The 19,323-nt window shown below is 67.6% G+C and carries 11 protein-coding genes and 1 CRISPR repeat array; of the genes, 7 read left to right on the top strand and 4 right to left on the bottom strand.

The genetic code is table 11. The features are described 5' to 3' along the window. The first annotated feature begins 238 nt into the window (after window positions 1–238). Window positions 239–3,604, top strand: a complete 3,366-nt coding sequence (locus ACF8LI_RS11885) for a mechanosensitive ion channel domain-containing protein (protein WP_392414298.1) — start codon at window positions 239–241, stop codon at window positions 3,602–3,604. A gap of 54 nt (window positions 3,605–3,658) precedes the next feature. Here ACF8LI_RS11885 and ACF8LI_RS11880 read toward each other — a convergent pair whose 3' ends face one another. Together ACF8LI_RS11880 and pmbA are read right to left on the bottom strand one after the other, a co-directional pair. After that, a complete protein-coding gene (locus ACF8LI_RS11880) occupies window positions 3,659–5,386 on the bottom strand; it encodes a methyl-accepting chemotaxis protein (protein WP_392414296.1) in 1,728 nt (575 codons plus the stop codon). A 219-nt stretch (window positions 5,387–5,605) separates the two neighbouring features. Then, window positions 5,606–8,884: direct repeats of the CRISPR family, unit length 32 nt; unit sequence GTTTCAATCCACGCGCCCGCACGGGGCGCGAC. Window positions 8,885–9,168: 284 nt separating this feature from the next. Then, complete coding sequence (gene pmbA, locus ACF8LI_RS11875) at window positions 9,169–10,578, bottom strand: metalloprotease PmbA (protein ID WP_016453829.1); 1,410 nt, start codon at window positions 10,576–10,578, stop codon at window positions 9,169–9,171. A 66-nt stretch (window positions 10,579–10,644) separates the two neighbouring features. On the opposite strand from pmbA, the gene yjgA reads away from it, so the two are divergent. After that, complete coding sequence (gene yjgA, locus ACF8LI_RS11870; RefSeq protein WP_016449652.1) at window positions 10,645–11,322, top strand: ribosome biogenesis factor YjgA; 678 nt, start codon at window positions 10,645–10,647, stop codon at window positions 11,320–11,322. Next, entirely contained in the window at window positions 11,315–11,920 is a 606-nt protein-coding gene (gene mog, locus ACF8LI_RS11865; protein ID WP_016449653.1) for a molybdopterin adenylyltransferase, read from the top strand. Before yjgA ends, mog begins: the two co-directional genes overlap by 8 nt. A 104-nt stretch (window positions 11,921–12,024) precedes the next feature. Here mog and ACF8LI_RS11860 read toward each other — a convergent pair whose 3' ends face one another. Both ACF8LI_RS11860 and ACF8LI_RS11855 read right to left on the bottom strand, forming a co-directional pair. Next, window positions 12,025–12,318, bottom strand: coding sequence for a hypothetical protein (locus ACF8LI_RS11860; protein ID WP_082001488.1), 294 nt, complete (start codon window positions 12,316–12,318; stop codon window positions 12,025–12,027). Continuing rightward, window positions 12,299–12,985, bottom strand: coding sequence for a helix-turn-helix transcriptional regulator (locus ACF8LI_RS11855; RefSeq protein WP_209670695.1), 687 nt, complete (start codon window positions 12,983–12,985; stop codon window positions 12,299–12,301). Before ACF8LI_RS11855 ends, ACF8LI_RS11860 begins: the two co-directional genes overlap by 20 nt. A 321-nt stretch (window positions 12,986–13,306) precedes the next feature. On the opposite strand from ACF8LI_RS11855, the gene ACF8LI_RS11850 reads away from it, so the two are divergent. The 4 genes from ACF8LI_RS11850 (at window position 13,307) to ACF8LI_RS11835 (ending at window position 19,317) form a co-directional block, all read left to right on the top strand. After that, window positions 13,307–14,518: an ABC transporter substrate-binding protein gene (locus tag ACF8LI_RS11850; RefSeq protein WP_016449656.1), complete on the top strand. Its 1,212-nt coding sequence runs from the start codon at window positions 13,307–13,309 to the stop codon at window positions 14,516–14,518. 290 nt (window positions 14,519–14,808) lie between these two features. Then, window positions 14,809–15,993 carry an efflux RND transporter periplasmic adaptor subunit gene (locus ACF8LI_RS11845; protein ID WP_016449657.1) on the top strand — a complete coding sequence of 395 codons (1,185 nt, stop codon included), beginning with the start codon at window positions 14,809–14,811 and terminating at the stop codon, window positions 15,991–15,993. Window positions 15,994–15,995: 2 nt separating this feature from the next. Then, window positions 15,996–17,942 carry a MacB family efflux pump subunit gene (locus tag ACF8LI_RS11840; protein ID WP_016453833.1) on the top strand — a complete coding sequence of 649 codons (1,947 nt, stop codon included), beginning with the start codon at window positions 15,996–15,998 and terminating at the stop codon, window positions 17,940–17,942. A 1-nt stretch (window position 17,943) separates the two neighbouring features. Continuing rightward, entirely contained in the window at window positions 17,944–19,317 is a 1,374-nt protein-coding gene (locus ACF8LI_RS11835) for an efflux transporter outer membrane subunit (protein WP_392414295.1), read from the top strand. The last annotated feature ends 6 nt before the right edge of the window (window positions 19,318–19,323 follow it).

Below are 19,323 nucleotides of genomic sequence, written 5' to 3'. Positions count from 1 at the left end.
GAGGTCACAATGTCAGGTTCCTGGACTACCCCGCTTTTTGCGGCGCCGGGACAGGGGCTTGAGCCAGCCGAGCCTGCAGCAAGGCCCGTGAATACAGCGCCTCACGCTCCCACTTTTGACAAATGATAGTCCGCACTCACACAGCGGCACAGGCCCGAATTCAGAACCGATGTCTCCTGCCGACAACCCCCTACTTGCCGCCGGTCGCCCATCGCGCAAACTGGCTGCCGTCACGCCGATGCACCTGCTGTGGGCCATGTGCCTGGTGCTCGGCCTGCTGCTCGCCCTGCTGGCACCGGGCCTGGCCAAGGCCGCACCGGCAGCAGGCCCTTTGGGTGCCTTGCAGGGCACCCTGGGCGGTGGCTCCGCGTCCGACAAGGAACGAAGCAACGCCATTCAGACCCAGCTCGATGCCGCCGCCTCGGCCACAAAGGAAGCCGATGCGCTGGCCCAGGAACTGGACCGCATGCGCGCCAGGGCACGCACGCCCGTGCCGGCCCTGCCCGCGCCGCTGAGCGACGAGCAGCTGGGCAGCCTGTTCGATCGCTGGAAGGAACGCGTTCCCGCCAACGCCAGCCAGGAAGTGCTGGAACGCCTGCTGGCCGATGAGCGCGATGCCATTGCCGCCCTCAAGGCCGGCATCGAGAAATCCGCGGCCGACCAGGCCAACCTGGTCTCGCAGCCCGGCCCGGGGCGCATCGATCTGTCCATCCTCCAACAACGCGCGCAGGAAAACGCCGAGCCCGTGACCGCCGAGCCCGGCGAAGCCCCCGACCTCACCCAGGCACGCCAGGCACGGCGCAGCGCAGAGCACCGCCGCGCCCTGCTGGAGCTGGCGCTGCGCCAGGAAGAGCAGTCCACCATCGAAGCCCGCCAGCGCCTGCTGGCCGCCCAGCTGCAGGCCCAGCGCCGCGAGCTGCTGGAGCGCATGCCGCGCGCCGCCTGGCTGACCCAGCGCATTGCCGAGCGCAGCCGCCAGCAACTGGAGCAACAGGTGCAGGAGATGGAGCTGGCCGCCCAGCACGCTTCCGCCGCCGATCCCGCCATACGCGACCTGGCCCAGCGCAATGCGGCGCTGGCCGCGCAGATCCTCAAGAACTCCAATGAACTGGCGCAGGAGCGCAAGACCCTGGCCAATGACGAATATGTGCGTGACCAGTTGAGCGCCACGCTGCGCGACACCCAGGCACGCCTGCGGCTGGGCGGTGGCAGCGCGGCCGTGGGCCAGTGGCTGTGGCAGCAGCGCGTGGAGCTGTCCTCCGGCAGCACCCTGCAGGCCAGGCACCGGGCCGTGCAGCGCCAGCTGGCCGAGCTGCGGCTGATGCTGTTCAACTCCAGCAAATGGCGCCAGAACCCCGGCGCGGACACGGCGGCACAGGCCCCGGCCGACGCTGCGGATGCAGGCGGCGTGGCGGCACCGGAGCCGGCCGCCAACGCCACGGTATCGGCCCAGCAGACCGCTTTGCTGGCCCGGCAGGTGGCACTCACCGACCAACTGCAGCCGGTGTTGCTGCGCCGCATCGCCGTGCTGGAGCAGACCGACGACGCGCTGCGCGCGGCCCTGCGCAGCGGCAATGAGTTGCGCCAGGTGCTGGACAAGGAGCTGCTGTGGTTCCCCAGCCACCGCCCCATGGACCGTACCTGGCTCAGCGAGTGGCAGGCGCTGGAGCAGGACATCGAAGGCAGCAGCTCGCCCTGGAAAACCGCACGCGCCCTGGCCGCCAGCATCTGGAACGATCCCTGGGCCTTTGGCGCCGTCGGCCTGATCGTGGCCCTGCTGCTGGGCCTGCGCCGCTACGCGCTGCGCCAGCTGCAGTCCATCGCCGTGCGCGTGGGCGACTTCATGCGCGACCACTTCGGGCTGAGCCTGCTGGCGCTGGGCTGGAGCCTGCTCTACACCCTGCCCTGGAGCTTTGCGGCCGCGGCGCTGGGCAGCCTGCTGCAAGGCCCCGAAACCGTGGGCACGGCGCTGGAGCCGCTGGGCGCCACCCTGGTCCAGCTCAGCGATTTCATCTTCGTGGCCACCTTGCTCAACGCCCTGTTCTGCCCAGGCGGGCTGGCACTGGCCCACTTCGGCTGGCCGGCTGCTCGCGTGCAGATGCTGCGCCAGATGGTGCGCCGCGCCGCCTGGCTGATCGTGCCTGCCGAACTGCTGGGCGGCCTGGCCTTCTACAGCCATGACAACCACGCCATCAGCACCTGGGGGCGCATCTCCATCCTCATGCTGTCGCTGGGCCTGGCCTGGATGGCCTGGCTGTACTTTCGCCGTGTCATGCAGCAAAAGCGGCCCGGCATCCACTGGGGCCAGATCGTCAGCGTGGTGCTGATGCTCATGCTCAGCGCGCTGGCCGTGGGCATCGTGCTCGGCTATGTCTACACGGCCACCGAAGTCATCCAGGCCCTGATGGCCAGCTTCGTGTTCCTGGGCGCGGTCGAGGTCGTGGTCAACCTGCTGCGGCGCTGGCTGCTGCTGGGCGAGCGGCGCCTGGCACTGAACCGGCTGCGCGAAGCCGCCAGGCTGGCCCAGAGCGGCTCGGGCGTGGACACCGGCAAGGCCCCCACCGACGAAGCCACCCAGATGGCCCTGGTCACCGTGGGCGCCCAGGCGCACCGGCTGCTGGGCCTGCTGCAGCAGGTGCTGGTCGTGCTGACCCTGGTCTACGCCTGGCTGCCCGTGCTGCCTGCGCTGCTGCGCTCCGAAGGCGTGGTGCTCTGGTACACCACCAACACCGGCGCCGACGGCATCGCGCATGCCGCCCCCGTGAGCCTGATGGATGCGCTGCTGGGCGTGATGATCCTGCTGCTCACCTTCAGCTTTGCACGCAACCTGCCGGGCCTGCTGGAAGTGACGCTGTCGGCCTCCAACCGCATCAGCAGCTCCGCGCGCTACACCCTGGCCACGCTGGCGCGCTACGCCATCACCATCGCGGGCACGGTCAGCGCCTTCACACTGCTGGGCCTGCGCTGGGGCCAGCTGCAGTGGATGGTGGCGGCGCTCACCGTGGGCCTGGGCTTCGGCCTGCAGGAGATCTTCGCCAACTTCGTCTCGGGCCTGATCCTTCTGGTGGAGCGGCCCTTCCGCGTGGGCGATGTCATCACCATCGACACCCTCACCGGCACCGTCACGCGCATCCGCACGCGGGCCACCACGGTGCTGGACTTCGACAACAAGGAAATCGTCATCCCCAACAAGACCTTCATCACCGGCCAGGTGACGAACTGGACCTTGAGCGACGACGTGACCCGCCTGGTGATCGACGTGCCCGTGGCCCACGGCAACGACCCCGAGCAGGTGCGCAACATGCTGCTGGACATTGCCAGGGAGCACCCCCAGGTGCTGCGCGAGCCCGAGCCCAACTGCTGGTTCATGGCGCTGGAAGGCAACGGCCAGCGCTTCGAGCTGCGCGCCTACGTGGGCAAGGTCGAAGACCGCCTGCCCGTGCGCCACGACCTCAACCGCCGCGTCAACGACCGGCTCAAGGACGCTGGCATTGCCGTGGCCTTCCCGCAGCTGGACCTGCATGTGCGCAACATGCCGGCCCATGCACCGGGGCAGGCACCGGGGCAGGCATCTGTGCAGACCCCACCCCATCCGACGGCATGAGGCCGGCAAGTCCCCCGGTTCCGCGCGCACAGCGCGGCATTGCCCCGCTCGCGGTCAGAACACTTCCCAGTTCTCGTCCACACGCTCGCCCGCCTTGCGCAGCGAGGTGACCTTGGCAGGCGCTGCAGCAACCCTGGGTGCGGCTGCGGACGCCATCGTCCGCTGGACGCCCTTGCTGCCTGCGGCGGCCGGCGCTGGCGCCTGGGCCGGTGAGGACGCGGGCAGGGACACGGACGAGGACACCCCGTCCAGCTTGAACAGGCTGACCAGATCGACCAGCCTGGCAGCCTGCGCATTCAGGCTCGCGGCAGCCGCCGCCGATTCCTCGACCAGGGCCGCATTCTGCTGCGTGACCTGGTCAAGCTGTACGACGGCATCGCCCACCTGCGCCACACCATCGGCCTGCTCGGCCGTGGCCGCGCCTATTTCGCCGATCAGGTCGGCAACGCGCTGCGCCTGCTGGACGATGTCCTTCATCGCGGAGCCCGTCTCGCTCACCAGGCCCGAGCCCTCGTCCACCTTGGATACGCTCTCGCCTATCAGGGCCTTGATCTCCTTGGCTGCCCCCGCGCTGCGCTGGGCCAGGCTGCGCACTTCGGATGCCACCACGGCAAAGCCGCGCCCCTGCTCGCCCGCCCGCGCCGCCTCCACGGCAGCATTGAGCGCCAGGATGTTGGTCTGGAAGGCAATGGAGTCGATCACGCCGATGATGTCCTCGATCTTCCGGGAACTCGCGGTGATCTGCTCCATGGTGGCCACAACGCGGTCCACGATCTTGCCGCCGCCGGTGGCGGCCTGGCTCGACGATGCTGCCAGCTGGGTGGCGGTGCGCACCGTATCGGCATTGAGCTTGACGGTGGCGTTCATCTCCTCCATGGAGGCGGCGGTCTGCTCCAGATTGCTTGCCTGCTCTTCCGTGCGCTGGCTCAGGTCCGCATTGCCCGAGGCAATCTGGCTGGCGCCGGTCGCGATGGATTCGCTGCTTTGCCGCACATCGGCGACCACGCGCGCCAGGCCGGCACGCATGTCCTCCATGGCGTGCAGCAGGCTGGAGGTGTCTCCGGGCGCCAGTTGCACCCGCACGGACAAATCGCCCTGCGCGATCTGGCGCGCCACCCCGGCGGCATAGGAGGGCTCTCCGCCCAGCTGCTGCTTGACCGTCCTGGTGATCATCCAGGCCACCAGAGAGCCCAGCGCGGCGGCCAGCAGCGTCAGCACCAGCATGGCCACGCCGTCTTCGGCCACGCGGCGCAGGGAGCCGTCCACCGTGGCCTGCGTCTGTGCCTTCTGGTAATCGACCAGTGCCTCGACCGCATCGAAATAGGTCGTCTGCAAGGCGCGCAGGCGTCCCATGATCAGGTCCCTGGCCGCATCGCCCTGGTTGGCCAGGCCCAGGTCCCCGGCCTGGCGCATGGTCTCCACGAAAGGCTGGCGCGCCTGCCGTATGTCGGCAAAGAGCCGGCGCGCCTGCTCGGTCTGCAGGCGCTGGTCCAGCTCCTTCATGACCAGGCCGTTCCTGGCGACCACCTCATCCAGCCGGCGGCTCTCCTCGGCCATCTGCGCCGGATCGGTGATCAGCGCCAGATTGCGCACCACCCGCGCAGACACATTGGCGTTGTCCTTGAGCGATTGCAGCCGGGCCAGATTGCCCATGCGGTCCTCGGCCAAAACACGCAACTGCTCCCCCTGATCGTGCAGCTTCATCCAGCCGAAGCCGGCCACGCACACGCAGACCACGATCACCGCAAGGAAACCCATGCCCAGCATGGTTCCCAACTTCATACGCCTCAGAAAACCCACGTCGCTCTCCCTCGAACCACCTACGCAAACCGGCCAGACTGCTGGCACGGAAGAAACACATCCGGGAACAAATTTGACAATTTGAATCAGTCGTGTCGCCTTCCCAAACCCTGCACATCCAGTAGGACAGCGCCTTGCCGGCATGCAGGCATCGGGCTGCCAGCGATTGCCAGAACCCCTCATTTCGCGCTTGATGGCCATGCTTCAATCCACGCGACCGCACGGGGCGCGACGGCCCAGCACATCTGCCCATGAGTCCCTCGGGATAGTTTCAATCCACGCGCCCGCACGGGGCGCGACTGCTGCACACCAACGCCAACCACGGCGCAGGTGGCGTTTCAATCCACGCGCCCGCACGGGGCGCGACTGGGGCATGGAGCCCTACGACAACGGCGCGGTGATCGTTTCAATCCACGCGCCCGCACGGGGCGCGACTGCGGCCGGAGACAGACGAGAGGGGATGGCGGAGTTTCAATCCACGCGCCCGCACGGGGCGCGACGAGTTGAGCCACCCTGTGCTACCCGCTCGTACTGTTTCAATCCACGCGCCCGCACGGGGCGCGACCATTTGCCTGAGCATTTTCCGCTGTCGCGATGGAGTTTCAATCCACGCGCCCGCACGGGGCGCGACCGCGGGCCAAGACCGAGACGGCGCAGACCGAGGAGTTTCAATCCACGCGCCCGCACGGGGCGCGACCTCTACTCGATCTACACGTCCAGCGGAGATGGAGGTTTCAATCCACGCGCCCGCACGGGGCGCGACGTGAAAATGATCGACTTGTCAAGCAATTGTTGAGTTTCAATCCACGCGCCCGCACGGGGCGCGACTCAGCACCCAGCGGCCGGAACCCTGCAGCACTTGTTGCAGTTTCAATCCACGCGCCCGCACGGGGCGCGACAGCGCCACCGCACATCGCGAGCCACACGAATGTGTTTCAATCCACGCGCCCGCACGGGGCGCGACGGATATAGCCCACACCATAGACATGATGTCGTGTTTCAATCCACGCGCCCGCACGGGGCGCGACGTGGCCGAGGCAGGTCCTTCTACTTCGGCAGCAAGGTTTCAATCCACGCGCCCGCACGGGGCGCGACGTCAAAGACCCGCTGTTTGGCAAGCTCCTGCACATGTTTCAATCCACGCGCCCGCACGGGGCGCGACGTACCGCCCCATCTCATCCCCCAACACCTAAGTGTTTCAATCCACGCGCCCGCACGGGGCGCGACGCCAGGCCCAGGCGCCGCGCCACACGACCACCCGTTTCAATCCACGCGCCCGCACGGGGCGCGACAACCCTGAGCTGGACACGCAGGGCGCTTGGCACGTTTCAATCCACGCGCCCGCACGGGGCGCGACACCAAGCGCGCCGTGACCCTGTGGCGCTCCGTGAAGTTTCAATCCACGCGCCCGCACGGGGCGCGACGCATCGGGCGGGTGTGCAACAGATCTATCAGGAGTTTCAATCCACGCGCCCGCACGGGGCGCGACGCCGGGACCATGGGGGTTGAGGCAGGGGGAGTGCATGTTTCAATCCACGCGCCCGCACGGGGCGCGACATGCCAGCCAGGACTACCGATCAATCGACGCACGTTTCAATCCACGCGCCCGCACGGGGCGCGACGCATCAGCCCTTGATCGAGCGACGCACCCAGGTGGTTTCAATCCACGCGCCCGCACGGGGCGCGACGCACATCGACGGGTACGTCGCGCGACGAGAGGCGTTTCAATCCACGCGCCCGCACGGGGCGCGACCCGCCGCGTGCGGGGTGTCCCATACCGCCATCCAGTTTCAATCCACGCGCCCGCACGGGGCGCGACCTGTGTCAGGTGCGCCACCCATGCTGACGGACTCGGTTTCAATCCACGCGCCCGCACGGGGCGCGACCCTTTGTGCGCGGCCCGCGTAGGTCATCATCTGGGGTTTCAATCCACGCGCCCGCACGGGGCGCGACTCCAGCTCGATGCTCTGCACCGCGCAGGTGTGACGTTTCAATCCACGCGCCCGCACGGGGCGCGACGTCCACGGGGATGGGGTCCGCCAGCCGGTGGCGCGTTTCAATCCACGCGCCCGCACGGGGCGCGACCAAGACAGCGTTGCAACTCCGGGCGCGCGCTCACTGTTTCAATCCACGCGCCCGCACGGGGCGCGACGGCCTGGCCACGCTGGCTGAATGAGATGGCCAATGTTTCAATCCACGCGCCCGCACGGGGCGCGACGAGGGCAGGCCCCCGCCGTTTGTCTCTTAGGGCGCGTTTCAATCCACGCGCCCGCACGGGGCGCGACCCAGCACTGAGCATACAGCCGCGCGAGCAACCAGGTTTCAATCCACGCGCCCGCACGGGGCGCGACGCTGGGCGATGTGTTTGAGGAGTGGCTGAAGGTGTTTCAATCCACGCGCCCGCACGGGGCGCGACTCCGCCGTAGAGACTCGTCCCATCGTTGATGAGCGTGTTTCAATCCACGCGCCCGCACGGGGCGCGACGACTGGTCAACATGATCCGAATTATCTGTGATGCGTTTCAATCCACGCGCCCGCACGGGGCGCGACACCAATGAGCCGCCGCCTCGACCCACCCCGTTCTGTTTCAATCCACGCGCCCGCACGGGGCGCGACAGCTACGGCCGGCGAATGAGCTCGGCTTCGTTGGCGTTTCAATCCACGCGCCCGCACGGGGCGCGACGAAAGGCGGTTCGGCATCTCGCCGCAGTTCTCAATGTTTCAATCCACGCGCCCGCACGGGGCGCGACACCCTCAAGAAATCTCGAATCGAAGGTAGCCACGGTTTCAATCCACGCGCCCGCACGGGGCGCGACCCGACACAATTGAGCGCGCCGCGAAAATCGCAGGTTTCAATCCACGCGCCCGCACGGGGCGCGACTTGCGGAGCAGCAACCGCTCCCGCAGTCGGTCCCGTTTCAATCCACGCGCCCGCACGGGGCGCGACCCCCGTACGGAAGGAGCTCGCGCCGATGCCTGTGTTTCAATCCACGCGCCCGCACGGGGCGCGACGCTGCTATGTGCCTCCGGCGCCTACCTCCGGGAACGTTTCAATCCACGCGCCCGCACGGGGCGCGACCTTGTGGCCCCACACGCTGGTGTCTTCCTGAGGCCAGTTTCAATCCACGCGCCCGCACGGGGCGCGACCGATGGCGCCTAGGGTGAGGGCGCCGCCGACCAGGTTTCAATCCACGCGCCCGCACGGGGCGCGACGACCATGGATAACGCAGCACGCGAAGCCATGGCAGTTTCAATCCACGCGCCCGCACGGGGCGCGACATAAGCCACGGCTTCATAACTCTTGCCCGAGCCGGGTTTCAATCCACGCGCCCGCACGGGGCGCGACGCCGGAGGCAGATACTTGTTTGAAGGCCTGCGCATAGTTTCAATCCACGCGCCCGCACGGGGCGCGACGCTGGCTGTAAGCCGTGTGGGGGCTGTGATGGCAGTTTCAATCCACGCGCCCGCACGGGGCGCGACGGCATGCTTATAACCCAGCCGTACCACTGCATAAAAAGCTTCGCCATCGCGAACCTGTGCGCTCTGTCACGGAAAAACGGCAAGGACAACGACAGACGCAGTGATGCCTCAACAAAAACAACGGCTTGCAGAAATGCGAACCTCAGGGGAGGACAAAGGTCACTTGGGGTTCGCGGGACGCGAGCTGGTGCGGCCAACTGCGGCCGGGGCGCGCGGTGACTGGGTGCCCACAAAAAAGCGGCCTTTCAGGCCGCTCTTCATCAGCATGCGCAGCCGCAAGCCAATCAGCTACCAGCCACCTTCATGCGGTTGATCAGGATAGAGCCCACGGTCTTGGCGCCGTAGTTGTAGGCATCCGCGCCCACGGCCTCGATGCCCTTGAGCATGTCCTTGAGGTTGCCGGCGATGGTGATCTCATGCACGGGGAAGGCGATTTCGCCGTTTTCCACCCAGAAGCCGCTGACGCCGCGCGAGTAGTCGCCGGTCACGTAGTTCACGCCCTGGCCCATGAGTTCGATCACGAACAGGCCCGTGCCCAGCTTCTTGAGCATGGCGGGCAGGTCGTCGCCGGCCTTGGTGCGGCGCGAGGTCATGACCAGGTTGTGCGATCCGCCGGCATTGCCGGTGGTCTTCATGCCCAGCTTGCGTGCCGAGTAGCTGGACAGGAAGTAGCCCTCGACGCGGCCGGCATCCACCACCTTGCGGGCCTGCACGCGCACGCCTTCCTCGTCGAAGGGCGAACTGCCCTTGCCGCCAAGGATGAAGGGATCTTCCGTGATGTCGATGTGCTTGGGGAAGACGGGCTTGCCCAGCGAGTCGAGCAGGAAGGTGCTGCGGCGGTACAGCGCGCCCCCGCTGACGGCCTGCACGAAGCTGCCCAGCAGGCCGGCGGCCAGCGTGGACTCGAACAGCACCGGGCACTCGGTGGTCGGGATCTTGCGGCTGCCCAGGCGGCTCAGGGCGCGCTGGGCGGCGTAGCGGCCCACGGCTTCGGGCGAGGCCAGGTCGGCCGCGTTGCGCATGGAGCTGTACCAGGCATCGCGCTGCATCTCGCCATTGCGGCCGGGCAGCGATGCGATGGGCGCCACCGACAGGCTGTGGCGCGAGCTGGCGTAGCCGCCACGGAAACCATTGGTATGGGCGCTGAAGAAATGGCTTTGCTGGGCCGAGACACCAGCGCCTTCGCTGTTGGTGATGCGCTTGTGCGTGCCCAGGGCAGCTTCTTCGCACTGCAGCGCCAGCTGCGCCGCAGCCTCGCTGGTCAGCTCCCAGGGGTGGAACAGCTGCAGGTCGCGGTGGGTGCCGGGCGGGGCGATGTCGGCCGCATCGGGCAGGCCGGCCATGGGATCTTCGGCCGTGAAGCGTGCGATGTCGTAGGCGGCCTGCACGGTCTGCTGGATGGCGGCATCCGAGAAGTCCGAGGTGCTGGCGTTGCCTCGGCGGTTGCCCAGGTAGACGGTCACGCCCAGCGACTTGTCGCGGTTGCGCTCCACGGTCTCCAGCGCCCCCTTGCGCACACTCACGCTCAGGCCGCAGCCCTCGGAAGCCTCGGCTCCGGCGTCGGTGGCGCCGAGCTTCTTGGCGTGGACCAGGGCACGGTCCACCAGGTCTTCAAAAAACGGTTGGCTGTAGCTGAAGCCGGAATCAGCCTGCGGTTTGGCGGTGCTTGCCGCGCGGGGACGGGGTTTTTTCATAGCGGCGGCTATGATAGCCGCCACTGCAGCGCCCTCCGCGCCGCCACTGTATTTGTCCCCTACCCCATGTCACGCAAACCCAAAAAAGGCTACTACGTCAAAGGTCACTTCGTTGCCGAAGGCAGCGAACTCGACCTGCAGCTCAAGGCCGAACTCAAAGGCACCCCCGACTCCAGCAAGACGGATCTCAAGCGCGAGTCCGACGCCTTGCAGGACCTCGGCAAGGATTTGCTGACGCTGCGCTCCGACCTGTTCAAGCGCCTGCAATTGCCAGACCAACTGGCCGATGCCCTGGCCGAGGCCAAGCGCATCACCAATTTCGAAGGCAAGCGCCGCCAGATGCAGTACGTCGGCAAGCTCATGCGCAAGCTGGACGAGACCGAGATCGCCGCCGTGCGCGCCGCGCTGGACGAGCAGCACAACGGATCGGCCGCCGAGAAGATGGCCCTGCATGCGGCCGAGCAATGGCGCGACCGCCTGATTGCCGAGGAATCAGCCCTGTCCATCTGGCTGGACCATTTCCCCGACACCGACACCCAGCAGCTGCGCGCCCTGATCCGCCAGGCCCGCAAGGACATGCCGGGCGCCCATGAGGCCAATGTGCAGGAATCCACCGGCCTGGCCCAGCGCAAGGGCCGCGCCTACCGCGATCTGTTCCAGCTGGTGCGCCAGCAGTTGGGCGGCACGGGCCGCGAGACAGCCGAGGACGGTGACGGCGCTGGCGAGGAAGCCGACGATGAGTGAGCCCGTCCATGACGCCGTGCGCATCGGCATCGTTTCGATCAGCGACCGTGCCAGCAGCGGCGTCTATGAGGACAAGGGCCTGCCGGCCCTGCAGGACTGGCTCACCCGCGCGCTCAGGAACCCCATCACGTTCGAGCCGCGCCTGATCCCCGACGAGCAGGCCGGCATCAGCGCCACGCTGATCGAACTGGTCGATGCCGGCTGCTGCCTGGTGCTGACCACGGGCGGCACCGGCCCCGCCCCGCGCGATGTCACGCCCGAAGCCACGCTGGCCGTGGCCGACAAGGAAATGCCGGGCTTTGGCGAGCAGATGCGCCAGATCAGCCTGGCCTTTGTGCCCACGGCGATCCTGTCGCGCCAGGTGGCGGTGATCCGTGGCAAGAGCCTGATCATCAACCTGCCGGGCCAGCCCAAGGCCATTGCCGAAACCCTGGAAGGTCTGAAGAACCCCGATGGCACGCAAAAGGTCAACGGCATCTTTGCGGCCGTGCCCTATTGCGTGGACCTGATCGGCGGGCCCTATCTGGAAACGGACGACAGCGTCTGCAAGGCTTTCCGCCCCAAGAGCGCAGTGCGCACCGCCCGACCTGCGGCCTGATCGCGCGGACACGGCAATCGACAAGCAGCCTGCGGGCTGCTTTTTATTTTTTCAGCCCCTTGAACCAGCGCTGAATCCGGGCCCGCAATTGCCGTTTGCCGTCATCACCCAACGGCATGCCGCTTGCCAGTTTCAGTGCCGCATCGACCTGTACATGGCCATGCTCCATCAGTGCCATACTCGTGGAAGCGAGAGCCTTCGCCAATGGATCCGTCGATCCGGTCCGCCAGATCCGGAGCGTTGAGCGGATAGATGTCCGCCTCTGCGGACATCTTGAAAACCGGCTCGGGATACGGGATGGAGCCCAGGATTGCCTGGCTTCCCACGATGACGAATTCATACTCATTCGTCACATCCCCGCTCGCACGAATGATGTGCTCAAGATCCTCTCGGTTCATAGGCCCGCCCTGTATCTCCCAATGCAACGCCCCGCTTGAGATCCCCCACCTGCGCCAGTACCTGCTGGCGCACCTGTTCGGGCAGCACCGATGTCAGGGGCGAGGCCTGGCGCAGTTCCTGGGCCCTTCGCGTGCGGGCCAGGATGGTGCGCCAGCGGCCATTTTGCAAGACATCCTGCCACTGCCTCCACAGGCTGGCGGAATGCGAATCCCCCTGGCTCAACCACCTCTCCAACGTGTCCTGTGCCTGCTGCAGCAATGCCGGGTCAGATCGCACAAGGCGCACGGCTTCTTCATGCAATGCGAGGCTTTGCAGATCCTGCACTTCATGGCGCGCATCCTGCGCACGCACCAGAACCTGTACGACGGGCCTGGCATGGCGCGAACGGGCTGCGGCAGTTCCTGCGGGCGCGGGCTGCAGGGCGTCGCCCGCCAGCAATGCCAATTCTCCCCCTATGCCCAGTTCCGACATGACTCGCAGGTACGTGCCCATGGATGGCCCGGGATCGCCGGACTCGACTGCAGCGAGCGTGCTGCGGGATATGCCTACGCGCGAGGCCATCTCGACCGTGCCCAGCCCCTGCTCCTTGCGCAGGCGCTTGAGCCGGTCACCGAACTGCAAAAGCAGTTGGCGCTGAAGAAGGATGGATTTTTCTGGCGTTTTCATTTGTCCATTATTCTAAGCAAAACCTGAATTTTTGATTGTTTTTCTAGACAAATTAATTCAAGTCCAGTGCTTTCGCATTCCCAGGTCAAGGAACGGAAAAGCAGGTCCTGACGCGCGCACAAGCCACGGCCGGGATACGCAGCGCATGGCGATCAATCAACGGGCCGGCCACGTTGCAAGGATGAGCGGCTGTACTGTCGCACCGGGGCCACCAAGCCCGTGCTTGCCCCAATGCGGCAGGCCCCTGTCCCTGCCAGCATGGAATCACCCGGCCCCTGCGCAACAGCAGCGGGCTTTTTCCATCCAAAGCAAGGAGACTTCATGCAGCAACGCCCCAAGACATCGCTGATGACACCGCTGGCACTGGCACTGTGCGCCGCCGCACTGGCAACGCCGGCCCTGGCGCAGCAGGACAAGGTTCGGATCGGCTTCATCACCGACATGTCCAGTCTCTATGCCGATGTCGAGGGCAAGAACGGCGCCGTGGCGATACAGATGGCCATTGACGACTACGGCGGCAAGCTGCTGGGCAAACCCATCGAGCTGCTGACGGCCGACCACCAGAACAAGGCCGATATCGCCGCCAGCAAGGCGCGCGAGTGGATAGACACGCAGGGCATCAGCCTGGTGTTTGGCGGCACGAACTCGGCCACGGCCCTGTCCATGGCCAAGGTGGCGCAGGAGAAAAAGCGGGTCTTCATCGACAACGGCGCAGGCAGCTCGGCGCTGACCAACGAGCAGTGCAGTCCCTACACCGTGCACTACGCCTTCGACACCGTGGCCCTGGCCAAGGGCACGGGCGCGGCCGTAGTGGAGGCCGGAGGCAAGAGCTGGTACTTCGTGACCGCCGACTATGCCTTCGGCCATGCGCTGGAGGCCGATACCACCAAGATCATCGAGGCGCGTGGCGGCAAGGTGCTGGGCTCGGTCAAGACGCCGCTGAACGCCAGCGATTTCTCCAGCTTCATGCTGCAGGCGCAGAACTCCAAGGCCCAGATCCTGGGCCTGGCCAACGCGGGTGGCGACACCATCAACTCCATCAAGGCCGCGCGCGAGTTCGGCGTGACCAAGGACATGAAGCTGGCCGGCCTGCTGGTGTTCTTCACCGACGTGCACAGCCTGGGCCTGAAGAACACGCAGGGCATGCAGTTCACCACCAGTTGGTACTGGGACATGAACGATGCCTCGCGCAAGTTCGCCGACGCCTTCATGGCCAAGACCCAGCGCCGCCCCAGCGAAATCCATGCGGCCGACTACTCGGCCACCATGAACTGGCTCAAGGCCGTGGAAAAGGCCGGCACGCTGGATGCCGACAAGGTCATGGCCACCTGGCGCGGCATGAAGATGGACGACTTCTTCGGCAGCGGCTACCTGCGCGAGGACGGCCGCTACGTGCACGACATGTACCTGATGGAAGTGAAATCCCCGGCCGAATCCAAGGGCACCTGGGACTACTACAAGCTGGTCAAGAAGCTGCCGGCCGAGCAGGTCTGGACCACCAAGGCCGAGAGCAAGTGCCAATATTGGCGGTAAACATCGCTCCCCCTGAGCGGCTTCGCCGCTTCCCCCAGAGGGGGACGACACCCTCGGGGCGGGGCGGCCCTTCCTCGGTGTCCCTGATTTGCGGCTGGGGGGTCAACATGTCCCCGCCATAAGACAGAGTTGCGAGGTTTCAGGCGTATCCCAGGCCTGCTCTCCACTGAATCTCCATGCCTTGGTCAATGCCGGGACATCGAACCGCGCCAGACTGGTAAGTTCGAGCATCTGGCGCGGCGCCGGGCAGGGACTGTCTCCCCTGCGGCCGACCGCGCGGCAGGGGAAGAATGAAGTTCAATCGCAAATGGGCCATGGTCGCCGTCGCAGGCGCATGCATGGTCGCAGGCCTGGTGTGGTGGAAGGCCAGTGCCAAGCCCTCCACCCAATTCGCAACCGCACCCGTCACCGTCGGCGACCTGGAGCAGACCGTGCTGGCCGTGGGCCGGCTGCACCCCAAGGAACTGGTGGCCGTGGGCGCCCAGGTCTCGGGCCAGGTCCGGCGCCTGCACGTGGAGCTGGGCCAGAAGGTCAAGGCCGGCGAGCTGATCGCCGAAGTCGATGCCCAGCCGCAGCGCATCAAGCTGCGCAATGCCGAGGCATCCGTCACCGCCTTGCAGGCCCAGCTGGCCGCGCGGCGCGCGGCGCTGGTGCAGGCCCGGCTGACCTTCCAGCGCCAGCAGGAGCTGCTGCAGGCCGACGCCACCTCGCGCGCCGACCATGAAGCCGCCAAGGCTGCGCTGGACACCGCGCTGGCCGATGTCGGCGCCCTTCAGGCACAGATCGAGCAGGCACGCACCCAGGTGGAGACCGAGCGCATCAACCTGGGCTACACCCGCATCGTCGCGCCCATGGACGGCGTGATCGTGGCCGTGGTCACCAAGCAGGGCCAGACCCTGAACTCCTTCCAGACCACGCCCACCATCGTCATGCTGGCCAAGCTCGACGTGATGACCGTGCGCGCCGAGATTGCCGAGGCCGACGTGGACAAGATCCAGCTGGGCCAGACGGTCTGGTTCACCACGCTGGGCAGCGGCCGCCAGCGCCACACCGCCACGATCGAGCGCATAGAGCCTGCGCCCGCCTCCATCGCCACGGACGCCACCGCTGGCGCAGCGACCGCCACCGGCGCCCAGGCCGCCAAGGCCATCTACTACAACGCCCAGTTCGACGTGCCCAACCCGGAAGGCAAGCTGCGCCCCTCCATGACCGCCCAGGTCACCGTGCGCGTGGCCCAGGCCGACAAGGCCGTGCTCATGCCGGCCGCCGCGCTGGGCAGCCGCGATGCCGACGACAACTACAGCGTGCGCGTGCGCGATGCCCAGGGCCAGGTCACCGAGCGCAAGGTGCGCGTGGGCCTGCGCACCAACGCCCAGGCCCAGGTGCTGTCGGGGCTGGAGCCCGGCGAGCAGGTGGTGATCGGCGAGGCCAGCCCCGGCGGCAAGCCGGCCGGCAGCGACCCGATGGGAATGTAAGCATGGACCATGCATTGCTGCAGATGCAGGGCCTGCGCCGGGAGTTTCCTGCGGGCGACACCACGGTGGCGGTACTCAAGGACATAGACCTGACCATCGAGGCCGGCGAGATGGTGGCCATCGTCGGCGCCTCGGGCTCGGGCAAGTCCACGCTGATGAACATCCTCGGCTGCCTGGACCATCCGACCTCGGGCAGCTACCGCATCGCGGGCCGCGAGACCAGCGAGCTGGGCCCCGACGCGCTGGCCGCGCTGCGGCGCGAGCACTTCGGCTTCATCTTCCAGCGCTACCACCTGCTGCCCGACCTCACGGCCCAGGGCAATGTGGAGCTGCCATCGGTCTACGCCGGCACGGCGCCCACGGACCGCCATGCGCGCTCGGCCGCCCTGCTCGAACGCCTGGGCCTGGCCGACCGCATGCAGCACCGGCCGGGCCAGCTGTCGGGCGGGCAGCAGCAGCGCGTGTCCATTGCGCGTGCGCTGATGAACGGCGGCGCCGTCATCCTGGCCGACGAGCCCACGGGCGCGCTGGACAAGGCCAGCGGCGAGCAGGTCATGCGCATCCTGCAGGAGCTGCATGCCGACGGCCACACCATCATCCTGGTCACGCACGACATGGCCGTCGCCGCCCACGCCACGCGCGTGATCGAGATCAGCGACGGCGCCATCATTGCCGACCGGCGCAGCACCCCGCACGAAGCCAGGCCGCCCGTGGAGCCGGCATCCGGCGCGCGCCGGGCCTCCTGGCGCGGACTGTCGGACCGCTTTGGCGAGGCCCTGCGCATGGCCCTGCGCGCCATGAACGCCCACCGCCTGCGCACCTTCCTGACCATGCTGGGCATCATCATCGGCATCTCGGCCGTGGTCTCGGTGGTGGCGCTGGGGCGCGGTGCGCAGCAGCAGGTGATGAACCAGATCAGCGAGCTGGGCACGAACACGCTGGACATCTTTCCCGGCAAGGACTTCGGCGACACGCGCGCGGCCGCCATCGAGACCCTGGTCGCCGCCGACGCCCAGGCCCTGGCCGAGCAGCCCTACGTGGACAGCGCCACGCCCAATGTGTCGGTCGGCGTCACGGCGCTGTACCGCGAGAACGCGGCCACGGCCCAGGTGACGGGCGTGGGCTTCGAGCACTTTCGCGTGCGCGGCCTGCGCCTGGCATCGGGCCGCTTCTTCGACCAGCGCGACGTGGACCTGCACGCCCAGGTGGCGGTGATCGACCAGAAGACCGCCACCGCCCTGTTCCCCACCAACCCCAGCCCGCTGGGCGAGGTCGTGCTGCTGGGCCAGATGCCCGTGGAAATCGTCGGCGTGCTCCGGCCTGCGCAAAACAGCTTCGGCGGCTCCACGCCCACCTTCTTCGTGCCCTACACCGCAGCCGCCACGCGCCTGGTCGGCAAGTACCACCTGGACAGCATCACGCTGCGCATCAAGGACGCGGTGCCGGCCGAGATCGCGCAAAAGGCCGCCACCAGCCTGCTGACCGAGCGCCATGGCACCAAGGACTTCTTCATCTGGAACTCCGACCAGATCCGCCAGGCCATCACGCGCACCAGCACCACGCTGACGCTGCTGGTCTCGGCCATCGCCATGATTGCGCTGCTGGTGGGCGGCATCGGCGTGATGAACATCATGCTGGTGTCGGTGACCGAGCGCACGCGCGAGATCGGCGTGCGCATGGCCATCGGCGCGCGCCAGTCGGACATCCTTCAGCAGTTCCTGATCGAGGCCGTGCTGGTCTGCATCGTGGGCGGCATCCTGGGTGTCTCTCTGGCGCTGAGCCTGGGCCTGGCAGTGAGCCTGTCGGGCTCCAGCTTCCAGCTGTCGTTCTCGGCCGCCTCCATCGTGCTAGCCGTGGCCTGCTCCTCCCTCATCGGGATCGGCTTCGGCTTCCTGCCGGCGCGCAGTGCTGCGCGCCTCGACCCCGTACAGGCTCTATCGAGAGATTGACATGCATATGCTGAAGACCGGCGTGCTGGCATGCGCAGTGGCCCTGGCCGGCTGCGGCGCCATCACGCGCACAACCTACGAGGCGCCGCAGGTGGCGCTGCCCGCACAGTTCGAGCATGCGCAGCCCTCGGCGGCAGCGCCTGCGCCCGAGGCATGGTGGCGCGCCTTCGGCGATCCGCGCCTGGATGCATGGATCGACATGGCCCTTGCGCGCAACCCCGACCTGGCAACGGCAGGCATCCGTGTGCGCCGCGCCGCGCTGCAGGCGCAGCTGGCGGGCCGCGCCCTGCTGCCGCAACCCGGCGGCACGCTCAGCACCGGGGCCAGCCGGCCGCTGTCCGGCAGCCCGCGCAGCACGCTGGAGACGTCCAGCGCCACGCTGAGCGTGGGCTGGGAGCTGGACCTGTTCGACCGCCTGGGTGCCCAGCGCGATGCGGCCGTCTTCGAGGCCCAGGCCAGCGAGCAGGACAGGCAGGCCGTGGCCCTGTCCCTGGCGGCCACCACCGCAAGCCTGTACTGGCAACTGGCCCTGGCCAACGAGCGCCTGGAATTTGCGCGGCAAAGCCTGGAGTACACACGCCGCACCGGCGAGCTGGTGGAGGCGCAGTACCGCAGCGGCGCCGTATCCAGCCTGGAACGGCGCGAGGCCCGGCAGGCGCTGGCCGAGCAGCAGGCGCTGCTCAGCCAGTACACACAGGCCCGCGCCGAACTGCGGCAGGCGCTCAACGAGCTGCTCCTGGGCGCCGAGGCACCCGGTGGCGAGCCGCAGGCCCTGCCCACGGGCGCGCTGCCTGCCATTGCCGCAGGACTGCCCGCCGAACTGCTGGGCCGCCGCCCCGACCTGCGCGCCGCCGAACTGCGGCTGCGCGCCTCCCTGGCCAGCAGCGATGCGGCCGCCGCGCGCTACTACCCCACGCTGTCGCTGACCGGCAGCCTGGGGGGCTCCAGCAACTCGCTGCTCGACCTGCTGGCCAACCCCGTGGCGGCCCTGGGCGCCAGCATGACCCTGCCCTTTCTGAACGTGGGCGAGATGCGGCTGAACACCGCCATTGCGCGCAACCAGCATGAAGAGGCCGTGGTCAACTTCCGCAAGTCGCTGTACGCCGCGCTGGCGGAAACGGAAAAAGCCCTGTCCGCCCGCACCGAGCTGGCCAGCCAGGAGCAGGCACAGCAGCGCGTCATGCAGGAATCGGCAGAAATCACCCGCCTGTACGAGGCACGCTACCGCGCAGGCCAGGTACCCCTGCGCACCTGGCTGGATGCGCAGGAGCGCAGCCGCAACGCACAGCTGGCCCTGTCGGCCCTGCACCTGGCGCAACTGCAAAACCAGGTGACGATCAACAAAGTGCTGGGCGGCGGATGGCAAGCCCCTTGAGCAAGG

Origin of the sequence: Delftia sp. WSY_12, assembly GCF_043104645.1 — a bacterium.
Taxonomy (GTDB): Bacteria; Pseudomonadota; Gammaproteobacteria; order Burkholderiales; family Burkholderiaceae_C; genus Comamonas; species Comamonas tsuruhatensis.
Note: the sequence above shows the minus strand (reverse complement) of the source record. Positions and strands in the feature narration are given on the sequence as shown.